General features: G+C 70.9%; 22 protein-coding genes and 1 pseudogene. 14 read left to right on the forward strand and 9 right to left on the reverse strand.

The features are described from left to right. Window positions 1-110: 110 nt before the first annotated feature. Window positions 111-482 (forward strand): annotated as a pseudogene (locus IE136_RS03200) (hypothetical protein); the annotation flags it as partial. 100 nt (window positions 483-582) lie between these two features. On the opposite strand, the gene IE136_RS03205 reads toward IE136_RS03200, so the two are convergent. Beyond that, on the reverse strand, window positions 583-1,263 hold the full coding sequence (locus tag IE136_RS03205; protein ID WP_158986007.1) for a FadR/GntR family transcriptional regulator: 681 nt from the start codon (window positions 1,261-1,263) through the stop codon (window positions 583-585). Window positions 1,264-1,347: 84 nt separating this feature from the next. On the opposite strand from IE136_RS03205, the gene IE136_RS03210 reads away from it, so the two are divergent. The 4 genes from IE136_RS03210 to IE136_RS03220 all read left to right on the forward strand — a co-directional run bounded on the left by IE136_RS03210 (window position 1,348) and on the right by IE136_RS03220 (window position 3,761). Beyond that, on the forward strand, window positions 1,348-2,673 hold the full coding sequence (locus IE136_RS03210) for a CynX/NimT family MFS transporter (RefSeq protein ID WP_189599313.1): 1,326 nt from the start codon (window positions 1,348-1,350) through the stop codon (window positions 2,671-2,673). A gap of 17 nt (window positions 2,674-2,690) precedes the next feature. Continuing rightward, window positions 2,691-2,807, forward strand: a complete 117-nt coding sequence (locus IE136_RS36365) for an SGM_5486 family transporter-associated protein (RefSeq protein ID WP_268247900.1) — start codon at window positions 2,691-2,693, stop codon at window positions 2,805-2,807. A 184-nt stretch (window positions 2,808-2,991) separates the two neighbouring features. Beyond that, the gene (locus tag IE136_RS03215; RefSeq protein ID WP_158986003.1) at window positions 2,992-3,195 is read left to right on the forward strand and encodes a hypothetical protein; all 204 of its coding nucleotides are present in this window, start codon (window positions 2,992-2,994) and stop codon (window positions 3,193-3,195) included. 47 nt (window positions 3,196-3,242) lie between these two features. After that, complete coding sequence (locus tag IE136_RS03220; protein WP_189599314.1) at window positions 3,243-3,761, forward strand: SixA phosphatase family protein; 519 nt, start codon at window positions 3,243-3,245, stop codon at window positions 3,759-3,761. A gap of 78 nt (window positions 3,762-3,839) precedes the next feature. On the opposite strand, the gene serB is transcribed toward IE136_RS03220, so the two are convergent. Further along, window positions 3,840-5,057: a phosphoserine phosphatase SerB gene (serB, locus tag IE136_RS03225; protein ID WP_158985999.1), complete on the reverse strand. Its 1,218-nt coding sequence runs from the start codon at window positions 5,055-5,057 to the stop codon at window positions 3,840-3,842. 309 nt (window positions 5,058-5,366) lie between these two features. On the opposite strand from serB, the gene IE136_RS03230 reads away from it, so the two are divergent. Continuing rightward, window positions 5,367-7,946, forward strand: coding sequence for an ABC transporter ATP-binding protein/permease (locus IE136_RS03230; protein ID WP_189599315.1), 2,580 nt, complete (start codon window positions 5,367-5,369; stop codon window positions 7,944-7,946). An 81-nt stretch (window positions 7,947-8,027) separates the two neighbouring features. On the opposite strand, the gene IE136_RS03235 is transcribed toward IE136_RS03230, so the two are convergent. From IE136_RS03235 to IE136_RS03245, 3 genes are all read right to left on the reverse strand, one after another. After that, the gene (locus tag IE136_RS03235; protein ID WP_189599316.1) at window positions 8,028-8,789 is read right to left on the reverse strand and encodes a transglycosylase SLT domain-containing protein; all 762 of its coding nucleotides are present in this window, start codon (window positions 8,787-8,789) and stop codon (window positions 8,028-8,030) included. Between the two features lie 277 nt (window positions 8,790-9,066). Beyond that, on the reverse strand, window positions 9,067-10,221 hold the full coding sequence (locus IE136_RS03240) for an S-adenosylmethionine:tRNA ribosyltransferase-isomerase (protein ID WP_158985993.1): 1,155 nt from the start codon (window positions 10,219-10,221) through the stop codon (window positions 9,067-9,069). Beyond that, window positions 10,218-11,006, reverse strand: coding sequence for an SDR family NAD(P)-dependent oxidoreductase (locus tag IE136_RS03245; protein ID WP_158985990.1), 789 nt, complete (start codon window positions 11,004-11,006; stop codon window positions 10,218-10,220). Before IE136_RS03245 ends, IE136_RS03240 begins: the two co-directional genes overlap by 4 nt. Before the next feature lie 172 nt (window positions 11,007-11,178). Between IE136_RS03245 and IE136_RS03250 the strand changes: the two genes are divergently transcribed. The 3 genes from IE136_RS03250 to IE136_RS03260 all read left to right on the forward strand — a co-directional run bounded on the left by IE136_RS03250 (window position 11,179) and on the right by IE136_RS03260 (window position 13,364). Then, entirely contained in the window at window positions 11,179-12,324 is a 1,146-nt protein-coding gene (locus IE136_RS03250) for a GAF domain-containing sensor histidine kinase (protein ID WP_158985988.1), read from the forward strand. Beyond that, a complete protein-coding gene (locus IE136_RS03255; protein ID WP_158985986.1) occupies window positions 12,317-12,961 on the forward strand; it encodes a response regulator in 645 nt (214 codons plus the stop codon). The genes IE136_RS03250 and IE136_RS03255 overlap by 8 nt, the downstream gene beginning before the upstream one ends. A 160-nt stretch (window positions 12,962-13,121) precedes the next feature. Next, window positions 13,122-13,364: a chaplin gene (locus tag IE136_RS03260; protein ID WP_158985984.1), complete on the forward strand. Its 243-nt coding sequence runs from the start codon at window positions 13,122-13,124 to the stop codon at window positions 13,362-13,364. Between the two features lie 132 nt (window positions 13,365-13,496). On the opposite strand, the gene IE136_RS03265 is transcribed toward IE136_RS03260, so the two are convergent. Next, the gene (locus tag IE136_RS03265; RefSeq protein WP_189599317.1) at window positions 13,497-14,282 is read right to left on the reverse strand and encodes an Rv1486c family protein; all 786 of its coding nucleotides are present in this window, start codon (window positions 14,280-14,282) and stop codon (window positions 13,497-13,499) included. Window positions 14,283-14,411: 129 nt separating this feature from the next. Here IE136_RS03265 and IE136_RS03270 point away from each other — a divergent pair, with 129 nt between their 5' ends. The 4 genes from IE136_RS03270 to IE136_RS03285 all read left to right on the forward strand — a co-directional run bounded on the left by IE136_RS03270 (window position 14,412) and on the right by IE136_RS03285 (window position 17,635). Next, window positions 14,412-15,209: an ABC transporter ATP-binding protein gene (locus IE136_RS03270; RefSeq protein ID WP_158985980.1), complete on the forward strand. Its 798-nt coding sequence runs from the start codon at window positions 14,412-14,414 to the stop codon at window positions 15,207-15,209. Between the two features lie 88 nt (window positions 15,210-15,297). Beyond that, window positions 15,298-15,726: an NfeD family protein gene (locus IE136_RS03275; RefSeq protein ID WP_158985978.1), complete on the forward strand. Its 429-nt coding sequence runs from the start codon at window positions 15,298-15,300 to the stop codon at window positions 15,724-15,726. 93 nt (window positions 15,727-15,819) lie between these two features. After that, window positions 15,820-16,773 (forward strand): SPFH domain-containing protein, encoded by a 954-nt coding sequence (locus tag IE136_RS03280; protein ID WP_158985976.1) that lies wholly within the window; start codon window positions 15,820-15,822, stop codon window positions 16,771-16,773. 88 nt (window positions 16,774-16,861) lie between these two features. After that, window positions 16,862-17,635 carry a sulfite exporter TauE/SafE family protein gene (locus IE136_RS03285; RefSeq protein ID WP_189599318.1) on the forward strand — a complete coding sequence of 258 codons (774 nt, stop codon included), beginning with the start codon at window positions 16,862-16,864 and terminating at the stop codon, window positions 17,633-17,635. A 65-nt stretch (window positions 17,636-17,700) separates the two neighbouring features. Here IE136_RS03285 and IE136_RS03290 read toward each other — a convergent pair whose 3' ends face one another. The 3 genes from IE136_RS03290 to IE136_RS03300 all read right to left on the reverse strand — a co-directional run bounded on the left by IE136_RS03290 (window position 17,701) and on the right by IE136_RS03300 (window position 19,727). Continuing rightward, entirely contained in the window at window positions 17,701-18,207 is a 507-nt protein-coding gene (locus IE136_RS03290; protein WP_158985972.1) for an HNH endonuclease, read from the reverse strand. 149 nt (window positions 18,208-18,356) lie between these two features. Next, the gene (locus tag IE136_RS03295) at window positions 18,357-18,893 is read right to left on the reverse strand and encodes a YbhB/YbcL family Raf kinase inhibitor-like protein (protein ID WP_158985970.1); all 537 of its coding nucleotides are present in this window, start codon (window positions 18,891-18,893) and stop codon (window positions 18,357-18,359) included. A 51-nt stretch (window positions 18,894-18,944) separates the two neighbouring features. Further along, the gene (locus IE136_RS03300) at window positions 18,945-19,727 is read right to left on the reverse strand and encodes a sporulation protein (protein WP_158985968.1); all 783 of its coding nucleotides are present in this window, start codon (window positions 19,725-19,727) and stop codon (window positions 18,945-18,947) included. A gap of 94 nt (window positions 19,728-19,821) precedes the next feature. Here IE136_RS03300 and IE136_RS03305 point away from each other — a divergent pair, with 94 nt between their 5' ends. After that, window positions 19,822-20,463 (forward strand): DNA-3-methyladenine glycosylase, encoded by a 642-nt coding sequence (locus IE136_RS03305; RefSeq protein ID WP_189599319.1) that lies wholly within the window; start codon window positions 19,822-19,824, stop codon window positions 20,461-20,463. Window positions 20,464-21,019: the final 556 nt, after the last annotated feature.

Here is a 21,019-nt window from a genome sequence, read left to right on the forward strand (position 1 = left end):
GGAATCCCCGGGCCCCCTCGGTCTCCTCCCCGAGTCGAAAAGTCCGTCGAACCCCCCCAGACTGGATCGGAGCGTGACATTCCAGCTACTGGCGGGGAGGAGGCACGGGCATGCGCGCGCTTCATCGCAGGGCCGCCGCCCTCGTCTCGGCCGGCGCTCTGCTCGCCGGGATCGCCGTCGCCGCCGAGGTCCGCGCCGCTCCCGCTCCGCCGGAGGATCCCGCGGCCCCCGTCGCCGCGGAACCCGAGAACTTCGGCGCCTCCTGCCGGACGGACGTGGAGGGCTCCCGGGTCACCGCGTACTGCCACAACCCCTATCCCGGCACCGACCGCGTCCGTCTGCACGTCGAGTGCGACCGCTGGTGGGACGTGGACACCGACAGCGCCCCCGTCGACGTGGCCCCGACCGCCTACGTCCGGCTCTACGGGCGCTGCTGGAAGGAGGTCCGCTCGGCCTGGCTCACCCACCAGCCCGCCGAGAAGCCTCCCGCACCGGCTGAGGCGCCGCCCGGAGCGGGGCCGGGAGAGGCCGAGGCGCCTTCGGGCACCCCCGGGGAGCCGCTTTCCGAGGCTCCCGCGTCGGCTACGCCGGCCTCAAATCCCTGAGGCACATGAACGGATACCCGGCCGCCTCCGCCGCCGCCGTGTCCGCGTCGCCGTCCCGGATCGCCTCCACCAGGCGCGTGTGGTCCATGTGATGCTCCGGCCGCAGGTCCTGGCCCAGGTCGTCGCGCAGCCACTGGCGCAGGACGTGCCCCAGGTCGGCGTACAGCTCGGTCAGCACGTCGTTGTGCGAGGCGACCACCACCGCGTGGTGGAAGGCGCCGTCCGCCGTCACGAAGCGCTCGGCGTCGCCGGAGGCCCACGCCTCCTCGCGCCCCGCCAGCAGGACGTCCAGCTGCTTCAGGTCCCGCTCCGTGCGCCGCCGGGCCGCGAGCCGGGCCGCCGAGGACTCCAGCGTCGAGCGCAGCTCGGCGATGTGCCGGGGGTCGGACGCGGCGAACCGCCGGTGCATGACCCCCGCCAGTTCGCTGGTCGCGACGACGTACGTGCCGGATCCCTGCCGGATGTCGAGCAGACCGTTGTGGGCGAGCGCGCGGACCGCCTCGCGCACGGTGTTGCGGGCCACGCCCAGCTGCGAGACGAGTTCCGGTTCCGTCGGGATGCGTGACCCCACCGGCCACTCGCCGGAGGTGATCTGGTTCCGCAGCTCGGTGATCACCTGATCGGAGAGCCCGGACCGCCGGGGAGAGCCGAGCGCCATGGTGCACCTTCTCTGTGGTTCCCGAGTCGTTCGGGGTAGTTCCGGATTGGACAACCAATCATCCCATGATTCTATGATGACCTCATGCCTGACGAGCCGCAGACCCTCGAAACCGCCGCGCCCGCGGCCGACCGCGCCTCCTCGCCGGCCACCACGGTGCGGGATTCTCCCGCGCCGGCCCCTTCCGCGCCGGCCCCGCCCACCGCGTGGATCGCCCGGCTCGTCGTCGTCGGGCTCGTGCTCGCCGCGCTCAACCTCCGCCCGGCCATCACCAGCCTCGGCGCCCTGCTCGAAGAGGTCCGCGACGGCCTCCACATGAGCGGCAGCGTCGCCGGGGTCCTCACCTCCGTCCCCCCGCTCTGCTTCGCGATCTTCGGCATCACCGCCCCCCGCCTCGCCCGCCGCTTCGGTCCCGCCGCCGTCGTCTGCGCCGGCATGGCCGCGATCTTCGCGGGACTCGCCGTCCGCCCCTTCGCCTCCGGCACCGTCGGCTTCCTCGCCGCCAGCGCCCTCGCCCTCATGGGCATCGCCGTCAGCAACGTCCTGATGCCCGTCATCGTCAAGCGGTACTTCCCCGACCGCGTCGGCACCATGACCGGCCTCTACTCCATGGCGCTCGCCCTCGGCACCTCCCTGGCCGCCGCCGCGACCGTGCCCATGACCGAGGCCCTCGGCGGCGGTTGGCGCACCGGCCTCGGCCTCTGGGCGGTCCTCGCCGCCTTCGCCGTCCTGCCCTTCGTCCCACTGCTGCGCGACCGGGGAAGGCACTTCGCGGCGCCCACCCCCGCCGTCCCGGCCCAGGGGGCGGCGTCGCCCCCGTCGGCGCCGCCGCTCCGGATCACCCGCAGCCGCACCGCCTGGGCCCTCGGCGCCTTCTTCGGCCTCCAGGCCACCGGCGCCTACATCACCATGGGCTGGATGCCGCAGATCTTCCGTGACGCCGGCGTCCCGGCCGGCACGGCCGGCGTGCTCCTCGCCGTGACGATGGTGATGGGCGTGCCGCTCGCGTTCGTCATCCCGCGCCTCGCCACCCGGCTCAAGAACCAGGGGCCCATCGCCGTCGCCCTCGCCCTGTGCGGCCTGACCGGCTACACCGGCCTCTACCTCGCGCCCGCCGCGGGCGCCTGGGCCTGGGCCCTCCTCCTCGGCGTCTCCAACTGCGCCTTCCCCCTCGCGCTCACCATGATCGGCATGCGCTCGCGCACCGGCGCCGGCGTGGTCCGGCTCTCCGCCTTCGCGCAGAGCGTCGGCTACCTCATCTCCATCCCCGGCCCGCTCCTCGTCGGCGTCCTCTACCAGCACAGCGGCGGCTGGGGCCTGCCCATCGCCCTCATGGCCGGGCTGTTGCTGCCCCAGATGGCCGTCGGCGTCCTCGCCGGAAGGGACCGGACCGTCGAGGACGAATGCTGAGATGCGAGACTGGCCCCATGCCAGTGCTCGACCCGAACCCTCAGAACGGCCAGAAGAAGCTCCTCATCGTGCTCGGCGCGATGCTCGGAATCACGGTCGTCATCGCCGTCATCGCCTCGATCGCCTCACCGTGAACCCCCCCTCCGGCACCGCCTGAGCGGCCACCGGCGCCGCCGGGGTAGGGCCAACCCCCCGTCCCCTAGGGGGTGAGCGTCAGGGTGAAGTAGGTGGATCACCGGATGGGACGGTTCTCGTCCGGTCCGTACGTTGGACACATCGCGGCGACCGGCCGCGGATCCAGCGACCCCGGAGGCGGCCATGCCGGCCCGTACGCACACCCGGACCCCGTCCCCGTCCGCCGGTGTCGGCACGCGACTGCCCTGGTGGGCCCTCGCCCTCCCCGTGGCCGCCTTCGTCACCCTCCTCCTGCTCATCGCGGGACCGGCCGGGGCCCCCGCCGGAGGGGGCGACCCGTCGGTCGCCCACGTCCTGGAGGAGATCCGGCGGACACTGCCCGGCTGACCCAACACCCTGCGCCCGACCGCACGTTTCATGCGAAGCTGGAGCCCATGAGCGTCGATACACCCCGCAGGATCGTGCTGCTCCGGCATGCCAAGGCCGACTGGCCCCAGGTCTCCGACCACGAACGACCGCTCGCCGAGCGTGGCCGCAAGGACGCCCCCGTCGCGGGCCGCAAGCTCGCCGACACCGGGATCTCCTTCGATCAGGCACTCTGCTCCACCGCCGTGAGAACCCGGGAGACCTGGAAACTGGCCGTCCAGGAGCTGCCGCATCGTCCCAGGACCGTGTACGAGGAGCGGCTCTACGAGGCCTCGCTGGGCGAGCTCATCGCCCTGCTCAACGAGACCTCCGACGACGTCCGAGACCTGCTCGTCATCGGCCACAACCCCGGGATGCACGGCCTCGCCGACGCCCTCGCCGGCGACTCCGAGGGCGACACCCTGCCCCGGATGAACCGGAGCGGCTTCCCGACCGCCGCCTTCGCCGTCATCACGTTCACCGGCACCTGGAAGTCCCTGGAGCACGGCGTCGGCAGGCTCGTCGCCTTCTGGGCCCCGCACGAGTGACCCGTACCCCATGACAGAAAGGCCCGGTCACCGCTCGGTGACCGGGCCTCCCGCTGCGCCGACCCCCGCCGCTGCGCGTCAGTGCGGGAGATCCTCCTCGCCGCCGTCCGCCGCCTCGACCTCCTCGCGGGTGATCCCCAGCAGGTAGAGGACGGTGTCGAGGAAGGGCACGTTCACGGCCGTGTGGGCGGCCTCGCGCACCACCGGCTTGGCGTTGAAGGCCACACCGAGCCCGGCCGCGTTCAGCATGTCGAGGTCGTTGGCCCCGTCGCCGATGGCCACGGTCTGCGCCAGCGGCACCCCCGCCTCCGCGGCGAACCGGCGCAGCAGCCGGGCCTTGCCCGCCCGGTCCACGATCTCGCCCGTGACGCGGCCGGTCAGTCTGCCGTCCACGATCTCCAGCGTGTTGGCCGAGGCGAAGTCGAGCCCCAGCCGCTCCTTGAGATCGTCCGTGACCTGCGTGAAGCCGCCCGAGACGACACCCACCTGGTAGCCGAGCCGCTTGAGCGTACGGATGAGGGTGCGGGCGCCGGGGGTGAGCCGCACCTCGGCCCGTACCTTGTCCACCACCGAGGCGTCGAGCCCGGCGAGGAGCTCCACCCGCGCGTGCAGGGACTGCTCGAAGTCCAGCTCGCCCCGCATCGCGGCCTCCGTCACCTCGGCGACCTTGTCCTCACAGCCCGCGTGCGCCGCGAACAGCTCGATGACCTCGTCCTGGATCAGCGTCGAGTCCACGTCCATGACCACCAGGCGCTGCGCCCGCCGGTGCAGCCCGGCCGAGACGACGGCCACGTCGACGCCGATGTGGTGCGCCTGGGTGGCCAGCGCGGTCCGCAGCGGCCCGGTCTCGCAGCCGGAGACGGCGAACTCGACGGCTGTCACCGGGTACTTCGCCAGGCGGAAGATACGGTCGATGTTGCCGCCGGTCCCCGTGATGCGGGCCGCTATGGCCGCCGTCTGCTCGGCGGTCAGCGGGTGTCCGAGCACGGTGACATGGGAACGTCCACTGCCGCGCGGACGGTTGTCGCCCGTGCCGGAGATGATCTCGGCCTGGAGCTTCAGCGACTCGGCCCAGCTGTGCACGGTGGCCCGCAGCTCGCCCGCCGAGGCGACGGTCGGCTCGGTGACGAGCGCGCACAGGACGAGGCGGCCGCGGGACACGACCTGCTCGATGTCCACGACATCGACGGAGTAGGCGGCGAGGGTGTCGAAGAGCCCGGCGGTGATCCCGGGACGGTCCTTCCCGAAGATCTTGACGAGAAGGGTGGGAACGTCTGAGGTCTGCGATGCGCTCATGGTGGTTCCACCGTATCGGGCACCGGGTGCCACCACCGCCCCCGTCCCGCGTACCGGACACCCGGCGGGCCGCACCCTCTCCCACGGTAACGCTCCGGAACCGTCCGCTTCCATCGGAACATCCCGTACGCGGGGATCTGTACCCGTCTCCCGCGATCCGCAGGAGGTGCCCGGGCGGGGCCGGAGCACGACTGTGCCGGGTCTTCACACGGCCCGACTTTCGAACCGGGGGCCCGGCCTGAAATAGTTCCCTCCGGATGTTCGCCATCCCTGGACTCCCAGCGACGGGGGTACATCGGGGGACAAGTAGTGGGGCATGGAGTGCCAGAACTCGTACTGGAATTGAACGGAAGGACCTGGACGCTCGATCCGTCCAGGTCGTACACCCTGGGACGTGATCCCCAGGGCGACGTGGTGATCGACGACGCCAGGGTCTCGTGGCGGCACGCCACGATCAGCTGGGGCGGCCGGAGTTGGGTCATCGAGGACCACGGCTCGACCAACGGCACCTTCGTGCAGGGGCAGCGGATCCACCAGTTGGAGATCGGCCCCGGCACCGCCGTGCACCTCGGCAACGCGACCGACGGGCCGCGGCTGAATCTCGCCGCCGGCGCCCCGGCGCAGCACCAGGCGCCCGCGCAGGCGACCCCGGCCCACCAGGCCGTCCCTGCGCAGCAGCAGGCCGCGGCGCAGGCGGACTGGGCCGCCCACCAGGCCCCGCCGCAGCAGCAGGGCTGGCAGCAGCAGCCCCCGCAGGCCCAGCAGCCGCACGGTCAGCAGCCCCCTTTCCCGCACCAGCAGGGCGGCCCCGTCGAGCAGTTGGCGCAGAAGGTGCCGGGGCAGGGCGGCGGCACCGCGGGGGTGCCGCCGGTCTACGGCGACCGCAGCCCCACCACGTTCCACCAGCTGGCCCTCGGCCATGTGATGCGGATCGGTCGTGCGCTGGAGAACGAGCTGGTCGTCTCCGACCTCCAGGTCTCGCGCCACCACGCCGAGTTCCACGCCACCCCCGACGGCCGTTTCGAGATCCGGGACCTCGGCTCCCACAACGGCACGTACGTCAACGGCCAGCCGATCGCCAAGGGCGGCTCCGTCCTCATCGGCCCCAACGACATCGTCGGTGTCGGTCACTCGACCTTCCGGATGGTCGGCGGCCAGCTCGAGGAGTTCGTCGACACCGGTGAGGTCTCCTTCTCGGCCCGCCACCTCACCGTCACGGTCGACGGCGGCAAGCAGATCCTGAAGGACGTCTCCTTCGGCGTCCCCGAGAAGTCGCTGATCGGCGTCATCGGCCCCTCCGGCTCCGGCAAGTCCACCCTGCTCAAGGCGCTGACCGGTTACCGCCCGGCTAACGAGGGCGATGTCCTCTACGACAACCGGAGCCTCTACAAGCAGTTCGCCGAGCTGCGCCAGCGCATCGGACTGGTCCCGCAGGACGACATCCTGCACAAGGAGCTGACCGTCCAGAAGGCGCTCCGCTACGCGGCCAAGCTCCGCTTCCCCGGCGACACCGCCCCGGCCGAGCGCGAGGCCCGCATCGACGAGGTGCTGCGCGAGCTCAAGCTGGACATCCACAAGGAGAAGAAGGTCACCTCCCTCTCCGGTGGCCAGCGCAAGCGTGTCTCCGTCGCCCTGGAGCTCCTCACCAAGCCGTCGCTGATCTTCCTGGACGAGCCGACCTCCGGTCTCGACCCGGGTATGGACCGCGACGTCATGCAGCTGCTGCGCGGCCTCGCCGACGACGGCCGCACCGTCCTCGTCGTCACCCACTCGGTGGCCGAGCTGGGCCTGTGCGACAAGCTGCTCGTGATGGCGCCCGGCGGGTCGGTGGCCTACTTCGGTCCGCCGGAGGAGGCGCTGAACTTCTTCGGCTACAGCACCTGGGCCGACGTCTTCTCCGCCTTCGAGAACTACCGCGACTACGACTGGGCGGGCCGCTGGAAGGGCTCGCAGCACTACCAGATGTACGCCGCGGACATCGACGCCGTCGCCGCGCAGCCCGTCCAGATGCCGCAGCAGGCCATGTCCAGGCCGCCCAAGCCGCAGGGCTGGGGCTCCCAGCTGTGGACGCTGATCCGCCGGTACTCCTCGGTCATCGCCTCCGACAAGGGCTTCATGGGCCTGATGGTGATCCTGCCGGCCGTTCTCGGCCTGGTCTCGGTCGTCATCCCCGCCGACTTCGGCCTCGCGCCGCCGAAGCCCCCGTCCCGCTTCAACGGCGACGCCGGCACGATCATGCTCATCCTCGCGGTCGGCATGTGCTTCTCGGGCGCCGCCAACTCCGTACGAGAACTGATCAAGGAACGAGTCATCTACGAACGGGAGCGGGCCACCGGCCTGTCCCGCTCGGCGTACCTCATGTCCAAGGTCATCGTCCTCGGCCTGATCACCGCCCTGCAGGGCGTGATCATCTGCGGCATCGGCTTCGCCACCCGCGAGCTGCCCGCGGAGGGCCTGGTCATGCCGCCGGCCGTCGAGCTGTGCGTCACGATCATCGCGCTCGGCTTCACCTCGATGATGTTCGGCCTGGTCATCTCGTCGCTGGTGAAGACCGCCGAGAAGACGATGCCGCTGCTCGTCATGTTCGCGATCGTCCAGGTCGTGTTCACCGGCATCCTCTTCCAGGTGTACGGATCGCCCGGCCTGGAGCAGTTCGCCTGGCTGATGCCGTCCCGCTGGGCCATCGCGGCCGCGGGATCGACCCTCGACCTCGCGCACCTGATGCCGCCGTGGGACCACAAGGACCCGACCAACCTGGACCCGCTGTGGGACCACACGGTCGGCCAGTGGGGCTTCAACCTCACGATCCTGCTGCTCATCGGCATCGCCTGCGGCTTCGCGGTGGCGCGCCTGCTGCGCCGCCACGAGCCCGAGGTCATGCGCAAGTAGTCGCGGCCGGACGCGCCGAAGGGCGGCACCCCAGCACGGGTGCCGCCCTTTCGGCGTGTCTGCTCAGCGTCCGTCAGCAGCTCAGTAGGCGCTGTTGACGTTGTCCATGGAGCCGTAGCGGTCGGCGGCGTAGTTGCAGGCCGCGACGATGTTGGCGACCGGGTCGTACTGGTCGAACTTGGTGCCCGGCACGTGGTAGGCCTTGAAGGTCGGGTAGATGACCTGGAGCAGGCCCTTCGACGGGACGCCGTTGATCGCGTTGATGTCCCAGTTGTTGATGGCCCGCGGGTTACCGCTGGACTCCCGCATGATGTTGCGGTGGATGCCCTCGTAGGTGCCCGGGATGTTGTGCTTGTCCATGATGAACAGCGCCTCGCGGATCCAGCCGTCCAGGTTGTTCGCGAAGACCGGCGTGCGGGCGGCGGCACGGCTCGCGGCCGCCTTCGCCTCGGCGCGCTTCTTAGCGTCCGCCTTGGCCTTGGCCTCGGCCTTCGCCTTGGCGTCCGCCTTCGCCTTCGCGTCCGCCTTGGCCTTGGCGGCGGCCTTGGCCTTCGCCTCGGCGGCGGCCTTGAGCTTCGCCTCCGCCTCCTGCTTGGCCTTCAGGCCAAGGACCGTGTGCTGGTCGGTGAGGCTCGCGTGGAGGGCCTTGGCCTGTGCGCTGTCGGCGTTGTAGCCCCAGGCGACCTGCTGGGTGTTGACCAGCGCCTGCGGCTCGGTCTGAGCGGCGGCGTTACCGGGCACGAGGGTGAAGGCGACGGCGGCGGCGCCGAGGGCGGCGACACCGGCGACAGAGGCCTTGTAGGTCTTGCTCAGACGACTGTGGCCAGGAGTGTTCGCAGACATGCAGGAGTACCTCTTCGAATCGCAGGGGGGTCGCTCAGGCCGGGGCGGCGCTGCGCCTAGCTCGGCGGCGACGGATGCAATTCTTAGCGGCAGCAAAATCCTGTGGCAAAGGTGTGACGTACGACCCCGGGTAGTGGATCAGGGGCCCGTGCACAGCGCACCGAAACCCACCCGAGACCGCCCTATACGGTCTTCATCTGCCTCTTACGCGTCCACTAGGGACCTTCGTAAGTGACCTGCGTCCTATGCGCGGCCTCACATCGGGCCCCTGACGAACTCACCGCGAGTTGCTCAAGCAATGCACACCGTGAGGGGCTTGCTCCGGGAGGATCAGGTGGACGTCCCCGAACTCGTGCCAGAGGTAGAGCTCCCGTAGCGCCTCGGTATAGGCACGCCGCAGAGCGGTCCGGCCGGCGATCGCCTCCAGCATCAGCAGATGCGAGGCCTCGGGCTCGTGCAGACCGGTCAGCAGTCCGTCCACCACCCGCACCCCGCGCGTCCGGGTCACGACCAGATCGGTCCAGCCGGCGGCGGCCCTCACCACGCCCTTCTCGTCGGCCGCCGACTCCAGCGCCCGTACGGCCGTCGTCCCCACCGCCACCAGGCGGCCCCCGCCCGCCTTTGCGGCGTTCACCAGCCACGCCGTCGTGGCCGGGACCTCGAAGCGCTCCGGGTACGGCGGCTCATGCGCCTCCGCCGACGCCACCCCCGTATGAAGGGTGAGCGGAGCGAACTGCACCCCCCGGCTCACCAGCTCCGCCACCAGACCGGCCGTGAACGGCCGGCCGGCGCTCGGCATCTCCGCCGAACCGGCGCCGTCGGGGGACGGGAGCGCGAAGACCGTCTGATACGCGGCGAGCGGCTGGTCCCGCTCCGTGTACCCGTAACGGATCGGCCGGCCGTACCGCGCCAGCAGCGCGGGTACGGCGGTGTCCGCCCGCCCCCACCAGAGCCGAGCCGCTCCCGGGACCAGCGGCTCCTCCAGGACGAGCCGCGCCCCGCCGGGCAGCCGGACCACCAGCCCGGCGGGACCACCCGGGCGCGGCCGGGTGGCACCCCGTGGGTCCACGTCCCGCAGCTCCACCGCCCACCGGCCGTCCTCCCCCCACGTGGAGAAGTGCACGACGACCGACTCCCCACCGCCCTCCGCGCCCACTCGCCCGGTCACGGCGGCGGCCAGCGTCGCCGACGTGTTGACGACCAGCACATCGCCGGCCCGCAGCTGACCCGGCAGTTCGCGGAACGCGTGGTGCGAGACCTCCGTACCGCGCGAGACCATCAGTCGCACGTCGTCCCGCCCCCGGCCCGGCCCGCGCTGTTCGGCCGGCACGCGCGCCGACAGGCCCTCGGGGACACCCACGCCCTCCAGCACGGGTCCCTGGGCGTCGCCGGGGAGGCAGGTCTCCGGCCGCCGGGTGACAGGTGCGCTCATCGGACCGTCTCCACGGAACCGGTCCCGGAAGCGGACGCCACGGAATCGGTCTCCGCGCCGCCGGACCCTGCGGAATCAGCGAGGTCGGCCGCCGCATAACGGCCGCTCGGCGGCCGGCGCTCGATCAGCGCGAGGAACCCCGGCACCACCGACTCCGGAGCCGGCCGCGGATCGTCGTCGTCCGGGACCGCCGCCGTGTACAGCTCCGTCGCCATGTCACCCGGATCCACCGCCCACACCCGCAGGCCCGGCTCCTCCACCGCGAGCACCGCCGCCAGCCGGTCGAGCGCCGCCTTCGACGCCCCGTACCCGCCCCACGTCTCGTACGCCTCCGCCGCCGCGTCCGAACTGACCGCGATCACGGCCCCTGCCCCTGCCCCCGCTTCCGCCCCGGCCCGCCCCGCCCGCAGCAGCGGCAGCGCCTCCTGGACGAGCCCCAGCGCCGCCACCACATTCGTCTCCAGCGCCGCCCGCAGCCCGTCCAGCGGCAGCGCGTCGAGCCGCACCAGCGGCTCCGCGCCCAGCGCGCTCGCGTTGCTCACCAGCAGGTCCAGCCCGCCGAGCCCCCGCGCCGCCGCGACCAGCTCCCGGCGGTGCGCCGCGTCCGTCACATCCCCGGGCAGCGCCACCACCCGGGCTCCACGCGCGCGTGCCGCCCCGGCGCTCTCCTCCAGCGCCTCAACCGTCCGGGCGTCGAGCACCAGGTCCCAGCCCCGACCGGCCAGCTCGCCGGCCAGCGCCCGTCCCAGCCCCTTGGACGCCCCCGTGATGATCGCGACAGCCATGACAATCCATCCCCTCTCGAACCGATGGATCCAGCCTCCGGCCGCGCCCCCGCCCGCCGCCTCGTCCGCCGGCCCCGACCGCACAAGGCACTTCGACCTAGTCCTCAGGTCCCGAGCCACGGCCGTCCACAGGCCGATACGGACTGTCACAACGCACCGGTACGGTGAGTTCATGAGTCATCGACCGAGCTCCGGTCTCGCCGCCGTGAGCACCGCGCTGCTGGCGATGAGCCGCCACCTGGAGGTGCGCGACGTCCTCAAGACGATCGTCGCCTCCGCCCGCGAGCTGCTGGACGCCGAGTACGCGGCCCTGGGCGTGCCGGACGACCACGGCGGCTTCGCCCAGTTCGTGGTCGACGGGGTCAGCGACGAGCAGTGGCGGGCCATCGGGCCGCTGCCCCGCCAGCACGGCATCCTGGCGGCGATGCTCCACAAGGCCGAGCCCGAGCGGCTCGCCGACGTCCGCAAGGACCCCCGCTTCGAGGGCTGGCCCGCCGCCCACCCCGAGATGTCCGACTTCCTCGGCCTGCCCATCCAGGACGGCGAGGAGACCATCGGCGCCCTGTTCCTGGCGAACAAACGCTGTCCCAGGCCCGGCGGAGGATGCGGCTTCACCGAGGAGGACGAGGAACTGCTCTCGATCCTCGCCCAGCACGCCGCCATCGCCCTCACCAACGCCCGGCTGTACGAACGCAGCCGTGAGCTCACCATCGCCGAGGAGCGCTCCCGCCTCGCCCACGAGCTGCACGACGCCGTCAGCCAGAAGCTCTTCTCCCTCCGCCTCACCGCCCAGGCCGCGGCCGCCCTCGTCGACCGCGATCCGGCCCGGGCCAAGGGAGAGCTCCAGCAGATCGCCGCCCTCGCCGCCGAGGCGGCCGACGAGCTGCGCGCCGCCGTCGTCGAACTGCGCCCCGCCGCGCTCGACGAGGACGGGCTCGTGCACACGCTGCGCACCCAGATCCAGGTCCTGGACCGCGCCCACAGCGCCCGGGTCACCTTCGAGAGCAGCGGGGTGCGGGCCCTGCCCGCCGCCCAGGAGGAGGCCATGCTCCGGGTCGCACAGGAGGCCCTGCACAACGCCCTGCGGCACGCGGAGCCGAAACTGGTCGCCGTCTCCCTGGTCCGGCGAGGCCAAGGAGCCCTGCTCACCGTCACCGACGACGGCGCCGGCTTCGACCCGCGTACGGTCCGCAGGGCGGGCCGGCACCTGGGCCTGGTCTCCATGCGGGACCGGGCCGGCGGGGTCGGCGGCACACTCACCGTGACATCGGCACCGGGCCGAGGCACCACGATCGAGATGGAGGTCCCCGGTGGCTGACAGAGTCATCCGCGTCCTGCTGGTCGACGACCACCAGGTCGTCCGGCGCGGCCTGCGGACCTTCCTGGAGATCCAGGACGACATAGAGGTCGTGGGCGAGGCGGCCGACGGCGCCGAGGGCATCGCGCGCGCCGAGGAGCTGCGGCCCGACGTCGTCCTGATGGACGTCAAGATGCCCGGCATGGACGGCATCGAGGCCCTGCGGAAGCTGCGCGAGCTGGCCAACCCGGCGAAGGTCCTGATCGTCACCAGCTTCACCGAGCAGCGCACGGTCGTTCCCGCGCTGCGCGCCGGCGCCTCCGGTTACGTGTACAAGGACGTGGACCCGGACGCCCTGGCCGGCGCCATCCGCTCCGTGCACGCCGGGCACGTCCTGCTCCAGCCGGAGGTCGCCGGGGCGCTGCTCTCCCAGGACGACAACCCCGGCGGCACGGGCCGCGGCTCGACGCTCACGGAGCGGGAGCGGGAGGTGCTCGGCCTGATCGCGGACGGACGGTCCAACCGGGAGATCGCCCGGGCGCTGGTCCTGTCGGAGAAGACGGTCAAGACCCACGTCTCGAACATCCTGATGAAGCTCGATCTGTCGGACCGGACGCAGGCGGCGCTCTGGGCGGTCCGGCACGGCCTGACCTCCTGACACGGCGACGGGCGGAGGGCGGGCGGAGGAGGCACTTCCGTTCCCATCTTCATACCGTCGGGTGTATATCCCCCGTTCGGCGTAACCGGGGCGAGTGGGCGGCGTTCTCCATGGCGTGCCGCGGCGGGACCGCCGCGGCGAAGACCAGGAGGATCCTGAAGTGAACAACCTGAAGAAGGCCGCTGCCCTCACCATGGTCGCCGGTGGCATCGTCGCCGCCGGTGCGGGTGTCGCCTCCGCCCACGGTGCGGACGCCATCGGGCAGGCCCTCAACTCGCCGGGTGTCGTCTCCGGCAACGTGGTGCAGGTCCCGGTCCACGTCCCCGTGAACGTCTCCGGCAACACGGTCAACGTGATCGGCCTGCTCAACCCGGCCTTCGGCAACAGCGCCGTCAACAGCTGACACCACCCTGACCAGCCCGGCCCCCGGACGATCTCCGGGGGCCGGGCTCTGCCGTACCCGCGGTCGTTCCCCCGCCCGCCGGCCCGCCCGCCGGCCGGCCGTGGTGGGCGGCGGCCCGCGGGCCCGGGACGCTCAGCGCTCCCGTTCCCTCTCCTCCACGTAGGCGTTGTAGGCCGCGACCTGCGCCCGTCGTGCCACCCGCTCCACCGGCCGCAGCGCCTCGCCACGAGCCGCCATCTCCGCCGCGCTGACCGCGCCGCCGTGGCCGTGGTCGTACGCCAGGTCGATCAGCAGGCCCACCCGCTGGGCCAGTTCCAGCACCCGTACCGCACGCGCCGGGTAGCCGGGAGCCAGTACCTCGCGGCCCGCCTCCGCGCGGGCCCGGTACGCGTCGCGCGCCGCGTCCGCCACAGGGCCCGAGGCCGCCACGTCCAGCTTCGTCAGGACCGAGGTCGCCTCGCGCAACGCCTCCGCCAGCTCCCGCTCCGCCTCGCCGAGCGACGGCACGTCGGCCGGCGGGGCTTCCCGCACGGTCAGGCAGTGCCAGACCACCTCCACGTGCACATCACCGTCGGGACCGGCCTCACCGACCTCCGGGACCAGACCGTACGGAGCGCCGAAACCGACCACCGCCTCCTCCGCCTCCAGAGCCCGCGCGTTGAAGTCGGGCGGCCCGCTCAGACCCAGCGGATGCCCCGGAGCCGGCAGGGCCACCCGCCACCCGGCCACCCCGAGCCGTCGCAGCCGGCCCAGCGCGAGGGTCAGGCCGACCGGCCCCGCCTCGCCCGGCAGCCCCTCCACACGGTGCACCGCGTCGTCCCCGACGATGGCCAGCGCCGCGTCGTCCGGCGATACAGATCCGGCCAACAGGGCATTGCCCCAAGCGGCCAGGCGTCCTGAGCGTGGTTCCGAAAGCATGCCCCCAGCCTAGTAAGGACCGACCTAAGGACCGGCCCGCTCCGGCAGTGGCGTAGGTTTTCCCTGGACGCCGCGCCCACCGGCGCAAGGCGACGACCCGACTCGACCGCAAGGGGAGACAACGCGCTCATGAGCGATGTACTGGAGCTGGTGGACGTATCCGTGGTCCGCGACGGACGGGCTCTGGTGGACGATGTCTCGTGGTCGGTCAAGGAGGGCGAGCGCTGGATCATCCTCGGCCCCAACGGCGCCGGCAAGACCACCCTCCTCAACATCGCCTCCAGCTACCTCTTCCCCTCCCGGGGCAGCGCCCGGATCCTCGGCGAGCAGCTCGGCGGCGTCGGCACCGACGTCTTCGACCTCCGCCCCCGCATCGGCATGGCCGGCATCGCCATGGCGGAGAAGCTGCCCAAGCGCCAGACCGTCCTGCAGACCGTCCTCACCGCCGCCTACGGCATGACCGCCACCTGGCACGAGGACTACGACGCCGTCGACGAGGAGCGCGCCCGCGCCTTCCTCGACCGGCTCGGCATGACCGAGTACCTGGACCGCAACTTCGGCACCCTCTCCGAGGGCGAGCGCAAGCGCACCCTGATCGCCCGCGCGATGATGACCGACCCCGAGCTCCTCCTCCTCGACGAGCCGGCCGCCGGCCTCGACCTCGGCGGCCGTGAGGACCTCGTCCGCCGTCTCGGCCGCCTCGCCCGCGACCCGTACGCCCCCTCCATGATCATGGTCACCCACCACGTCGAGGAGATCGCCCCCGGCTTCACCCACGTCCTGATGATCCGCCAGGGCAAGGTCCTCGCCGCCGGCCCGATGGAGACCGAGCTCACCTCCCGCAACCTCTCGCGCTGCTTCGGTCTGCCGCTCGTCGTCGAGCACGTCGGCGACCGCTACACCGCCCAGGGCCTCCCGCTCAAGTAGCCGCGAAGCAACCGGAATTCACGGGCGTCGCGTCGCCGCACAGCGCCGCGCCCTGTCCCCGGAGTTCCCACCGCCCTACCATGACCATGTGGACATCGACGCATGGGTCTGGTGGCTGATCGGCGCGGTGGGACTGGGCATTCCGCTCGTCCTGACCGCGATGCCCGAATTCGGCATGTTCTCCGTCGGCGCGATCGCCGGAGCCGTGACCGCCGGTCTCGGGTTCGGCATCGTCGCGCAGGTGGTCGTCTTCGCCGTCGTCTCCGTGGCGCTCCTCGCCGTGGTCCGGCCGATCGCGGCCCGCCATCGCAACGGGCCGCTCCAGCACGCCAGCGGCATCGACGCGCTGAAAGGCCGTCAGGCCGTGGTCCTGGAACGGGTCGACGGCAGCGGCGGCCGCATCAAGCTCGCCGGCGAGGTCTGGTCCGCCCGCACGCTCGACTCCGGGCAGAGCTTCGAACCGGGCGAACAGGTCGACGTCGTCGACATCGACGGGGCGACCGCCGTGGTCATGTGACCGAACCCCGCACATGATGCTCCGCCGTCTGGGAAACTCGATCATCAGCCACAACCCGGCAGTCAACCGGCAGCGAAGGGCACGGGGAACACGATGTCAGCAGTCATCATCGTCCTGATCATTCTGGTGGTGCTTGTCTTCATCGCCCTGATCAAGACGATCCAGGTCATCCCGCAGGCGAGCGCCGCGATCGTGGAGCGCTTCGGCCGCTACACCCGCACGCTCAACGCGGGCCTGAACATCGTCGTCCCCTTCATCGACTCGATCCGCAACCGGATCGACCTGCGCGAGCAGGTCGTCCCGTTCCCGCCGCAGCCGGTGATCACCCAGGACAACCTCGTCGTCAACATCGACACCGTCATCTACTACCAGGTGACCGACGCCCGGGCCGCGACCTACGAGGTCGCCAGCTACATCCAGGCGATCGAGCAGCTCACCGTCACCACCCTGCGCAACATCATCGGTGGCATGGACCTGGAGCGGACCCTCACCTCCCGCGAGGAGATCAACGCGGCCCTGCGCGGCGTCCTCGACGAGGCGACCGGCAAGTGGGGCATCCGCGTCAACCGTGTCGAGCTGAAGGCGATCGAGCCGCCGACCTCCATCCAGGACTCGATGGAGAAGCAGATGCGCGCCGACCGTGACAAGCGCGCCGCGATCCTCACCGCCGAGGGCATCCGCCAGTCGCAGATCCTGACCGCCGAGGGCGAGAAGCAGTCCGCCATCCTCCGCGCCGAGGGTGAGGCGAAGGCCGCCGCCCTGCGCGCCGAGGGCGAGGCGCAGGCCGTACGGACGGTCTTCGAGGCCATCCACGCCGGCGACCCGGACCAGAAGCTGCTGTCGTACCAGTACCTCCAGATGCTGCCGAAGATCGCCGAGGGCGACGCCAACAAGCTCTGGATCGTGCCCAGCGAGATCGGTGACGCCCTCAAGGGCCTCTCCGGCGCCTTCGGCAACCTCGGCAGCGGCGCCCCCGGCTTCAACACCGGCGGCGGGCCGGCGAACGGCACCGGAACCGAGCGCCGCGAACAGCCCCCGGTCGACTGACACATACACGTAGTCGTGCATGATCGGTGAGAGCCCCTCGACCCGACGGCCTCAGGGCGGGGAGGCGACTCACTGACCATGTAAGGAGATGGCGTTGTCCATCTGGGAAATCCTCGCGGTCTTCGCCGCCGGTGTGGGAGCCGGCACCATCAACACCATCGTCGGATCGGGAACGCTGATCACGTTCCCCGTCCTCCTCCTCACCGGCCTGCCACCGGTCACGGCCACCGTCTCCAACGCCCTCGGCCTCATCCCCGGCTCCATCAGCGGAGCCATCGGATACCGCGCGGAACTCAAGGGCCAGCGCCGCCGGATCCTGCGCCTCGGCACCGTCGCCGCGATCGGCGGACTCGGCGGAGCGGTCCTCCTGCTGATGCTCCCCGCCCGGGCGTTCGAGACGATCGTCCCCGTTCTCGTCGGCCTCGCGCTGGTCCTCGTCATCCTCCAGCCCCGCCTCTCCAGGACGGTCCAGGCTCGCCGCGACCACAACGGCACCCACAAAGACCCCGACGGCGGACCGCTCCTCCTGACCGGACTGCTCCTCGCGAGCGTCTACGGCGGCTACTTCACCGCGGCCCAGGGGATCATCTACCTCTCCCTCATGGGCATGCTCCTCGCGGACACCCTCCAGCGCCTCAACGCCGTCAAGAACGTCCTCGCCGCGATCGTCAACAGCATCGCCGCGCTCTTCTTCCTCTTCGTCGCCGACTTCGACTGGACCGCCGTCCTGCTCATCGCCGTCGGCTCGGCCATCGGGGGCCAGATCGGCGCCAAGGTCGGCCGCCGCCTCCCGCCCACCGTCCTGCGCGGCGTCATCGTGACCGTCGGCACCGCCGCCGTCGTCCAGCTGCTCCTCCGCTGAAAGACCGTGGGCCCGCCCCCGGGGGAGCGGGCCCACAGGCCGTACGACGTGACACAAGACCGGTACTACGCCGCCGAGTTCGCCAGCCACTCCGGCAGCTCCGAACGCTCACCCGCCCGCATCGCAAGCAACATCGCGTCCGCCGGCGTCGGCACGAACGGCTCGTGCAGCAGAGGCATCCCCGCCTGCTCGGGCGTACGGTCCGCTTTGCGGTGATTGTCCTCCGCGCAGGACGCCACCGTGTTCAGCCAGCTGTCCACCCCACCCTGCGCCCGCGGCACCACATGGTCCACCGTCGTCGCGCGTCTCCCGCAGTACGCACACCGGTGCTGGTCCCGGACCAGCACCCCGCGCCTCGACCACGGAGCCTGTCTTCGAAACGGCACCCGGACGTAACGGCAGAGTCTGATCACCCGGGGCACGGGAATGTCGACAGCGGCGGCACGCATACGGAGACCGGGATGTTCCTGCTCCACGACGGCCTTGTCCTGCAGGACAAGCACCACCGCACGGTTGAGTGTCACCGTCGAAAGCGGCTCGAAGCTCGCGTTCAGTACCAGCGTGTCCCGCATTGTGCCCACCTCCCGTGTGCCGGCCCGGCCCCGTTGCGGGCTCCGGCTCGGATCAACTCTGGCCGGGCGCGCCGGGTTGGACAACGCAATAAAAAATGCCCGCTTCTGATCTCTCCAAGACCAGAAGCGGGCAAACAACAAACGAACGCTCAGCTGCCTGAGGGAGCTGTGTACTCGCCGAGCAGCTGCGCGCGCGCCAGCGTGTGGAACCGCAGGTTGAAACCCACCGCCGCCGGCGACGCGTCCGCGTCCGGCCCGAGCTTCTCCTGGTCCACCGCGTACACGGTGAACACATACCGGTGGGTCTCACCCTCCGGGGGAGCGGCACCGCCGAAGTCCTTGGACCCGTAGTCGTTACGGGCATGCACGGCACCGGCCGGCAGCCCCTCGAACGACCCCGAGCCGACGCCCGCGGGCAGCTCGGTCACCGACGCCGGGATGTCGAACAGCACCCAGTGCCAGAAACCACTGCCCGTCGGCGCGTCCGGGTCGAAACACGTGACGGCGAAGCTCTTCGTCTCGGTCGGGAACCCTTCCCAGCGCAGGTGGGGAGAGACGTTCCCCTCCGCGTACACCTGAGTGTCCTTCAGCTCCCCGCCCGGCACGATCTCGTCGCTCACCACTGTGAACGCCGGCACCTGCGGATGGAAGTCGTGAGGGAGCGGCGCCCTCTTCCCCTCGGCCACGTCCTAACCTCCCTGTCGTCTGACCTGGCTCACAGCCTTACGCGGCCGAGCCTAGAGCCAGTTGCGCTTCCCACCGACGTCGGCCAGCCACTGGTTGAGGTACGCGGCCCAATCGGTCGTGTGGAAGTCGTTCAGACCCACCTTGAAAGCGCGGAACGAGTCGCTGCCCTCGCTGAACAGACCCGGCTTCTTGTCCATCTCAAGGACGACGTCCATCTCGCGGTCGTCCGCGACGAAGCTGACCTCGACCTGGTTCAGGCCCCGGTACTGCTGCGGCGGGAAGAACTCGATCTCCTGGTAGAACGGCAGCTTCTGCCGCGTCCCGCGGATGTGCCCGCGCTCCATGTCGGCGTTCTTGAAACGGAAGCCCAGCTGGAGGAACGCGTCGAGGATCGCCTGCTGCGCCGGCAGCGGGTGCACGTTGATCGGGTCCAGGTCGCCTGAGTCCACCGCGCGGGCGATCTCCAGCTCCGTGGTCACCCCGATGTTCATTCCGCGCAGCTGCTGCCCGGCGATGGTCGTGACCGGCGTCTCCCAGGGAATCTCGAGCCCGAACGGTACGACGTGCACCGCGCCGGCCTTCACCTCGAAGGCGCCGCCGAGCCGGACCTTGACGAACTCCATGTCCTGCTTGACCTCCTGGTCACCGCCCTCGACCTCGACCCGCGCCTGCAGCCCGACGGACAGCCCCTCGATCTGCTGGTCGACCGAACCGCCCTGGATCCGGACCTCGCCCTGGACGACCCCGCCCGGCACGACGTTCTCCTCGGTGAGCACCGTCTCCACGGACGCACCACCGGCACCCAGGCTCGCGAGCAGCTTCTTGAACCCCATGTCCACTCCTTCTTGTTCTTGACCCCTACATACGCGGGACGACCGTAACCGGTTCCCCGCCACTTCCCCGGACGGCCCAGTACGCTCGGACGCCATGAGCGAGAGCCCCGACCGTACGCCGCTCACGCGTGCCTTCTTCGACCGCCCCGTTCTGGAGGTGGCCCCCGACCTGCTCGGCCGCACCCTCGTCCGCACCTCGAAGGCCGGCCGCATCGAACTTCGCCTGACGGAGGTGGAGGCGTACGCCGGCGCGATCGACCCCGGCTCCCACGCCTTCCGCGGCCGCACCGCCCGTAACGCGGTCATGTTCGGCCCGCCCGGACGCGCCTACGTCTACTTCACCTACGGCATGTGGCACTGCCTCAACCTGGTGTGCGGCCCCGAGGGCCACGCGAGCGGAGTCCTGCTGCGCGCCGGCGAGATCCTGGTCGGCGCGGAACAAGCCCGGCCACGTCGACTCTCGGCCCGATACGACAAGGAACTGGCCAAAGGCCCGGCCCGCCTGGCGACCGCCCTGGACGTGGCGCTCTCCCTGAACGGCACCGACACCTGCGACGGCCCGGACTCCCCTCTCTCCGTCCTCACCGGCACCCCACCCCCGCCCGACCAGGTACGCAGCGGCCCTCGCACGGGAGTGGGAGGGGACGGCGCCCCGCACCCCTGGCGCTTCTGGATCGAGGACGACCCGACGGTGAGCCCGTACCGGGCCCATGTGCCCCGCAAGCGGACCTCTTGACGCGACTTGACCCAGGTGCTGGGGACGCCTAATGTAGTCCGAGCCGCTTGAGACGGGCCGTGCTTGTTCGAGCACCCCGGAGCGGCCACCAAAACTACCCACAACGAACCCCCACAGGGTGCGGCTTTCGGCATGCCGAAAGTTGATCCGAATAGCTCGATTATGAGCCGCCGGGGAATTCGGCTAAAGTAGTGAACACGCCGAAAGGCAAGGCCCCAATCGGCCGCCGGAAACATAATCCGAACCGGAAACGGAACGGAAAACGGATCTGGTAAGGTTGGAAACACGAAAGACCGAAGGGAAAAGCCCGGAGGAAAGCCCGAGAGGGTGAGTACGAAGGAAGCGTCCGTTCCTTGAGAACTCAACAGCGTGCCAAAAATCAACGCCAGATTAGTTGATACCCCGTCCATCTTCGGATGGCGAGGTTCCTTTGAAAGTCCTGCCGGCCCTTGGGCGGGTAGGCAACAACACAGCGAGGACGCTGTGAACGACCGGTCCTATTCCGACCGATCGTTCCGCTCTCGTGTGTGCGAACCCGATTACGGGTAAACATTCA

The organism is Streptomyces lateritius, from assembly GCF_014649715.1.
In the GTDB taxonomy this organism is placed as follows: domain Bacteria; phylum Actinomycetota; class Actinomycetes; order Streptomycetales; family Streptomycetaceae; genus Streptomyces; species Streptomyces lateritius.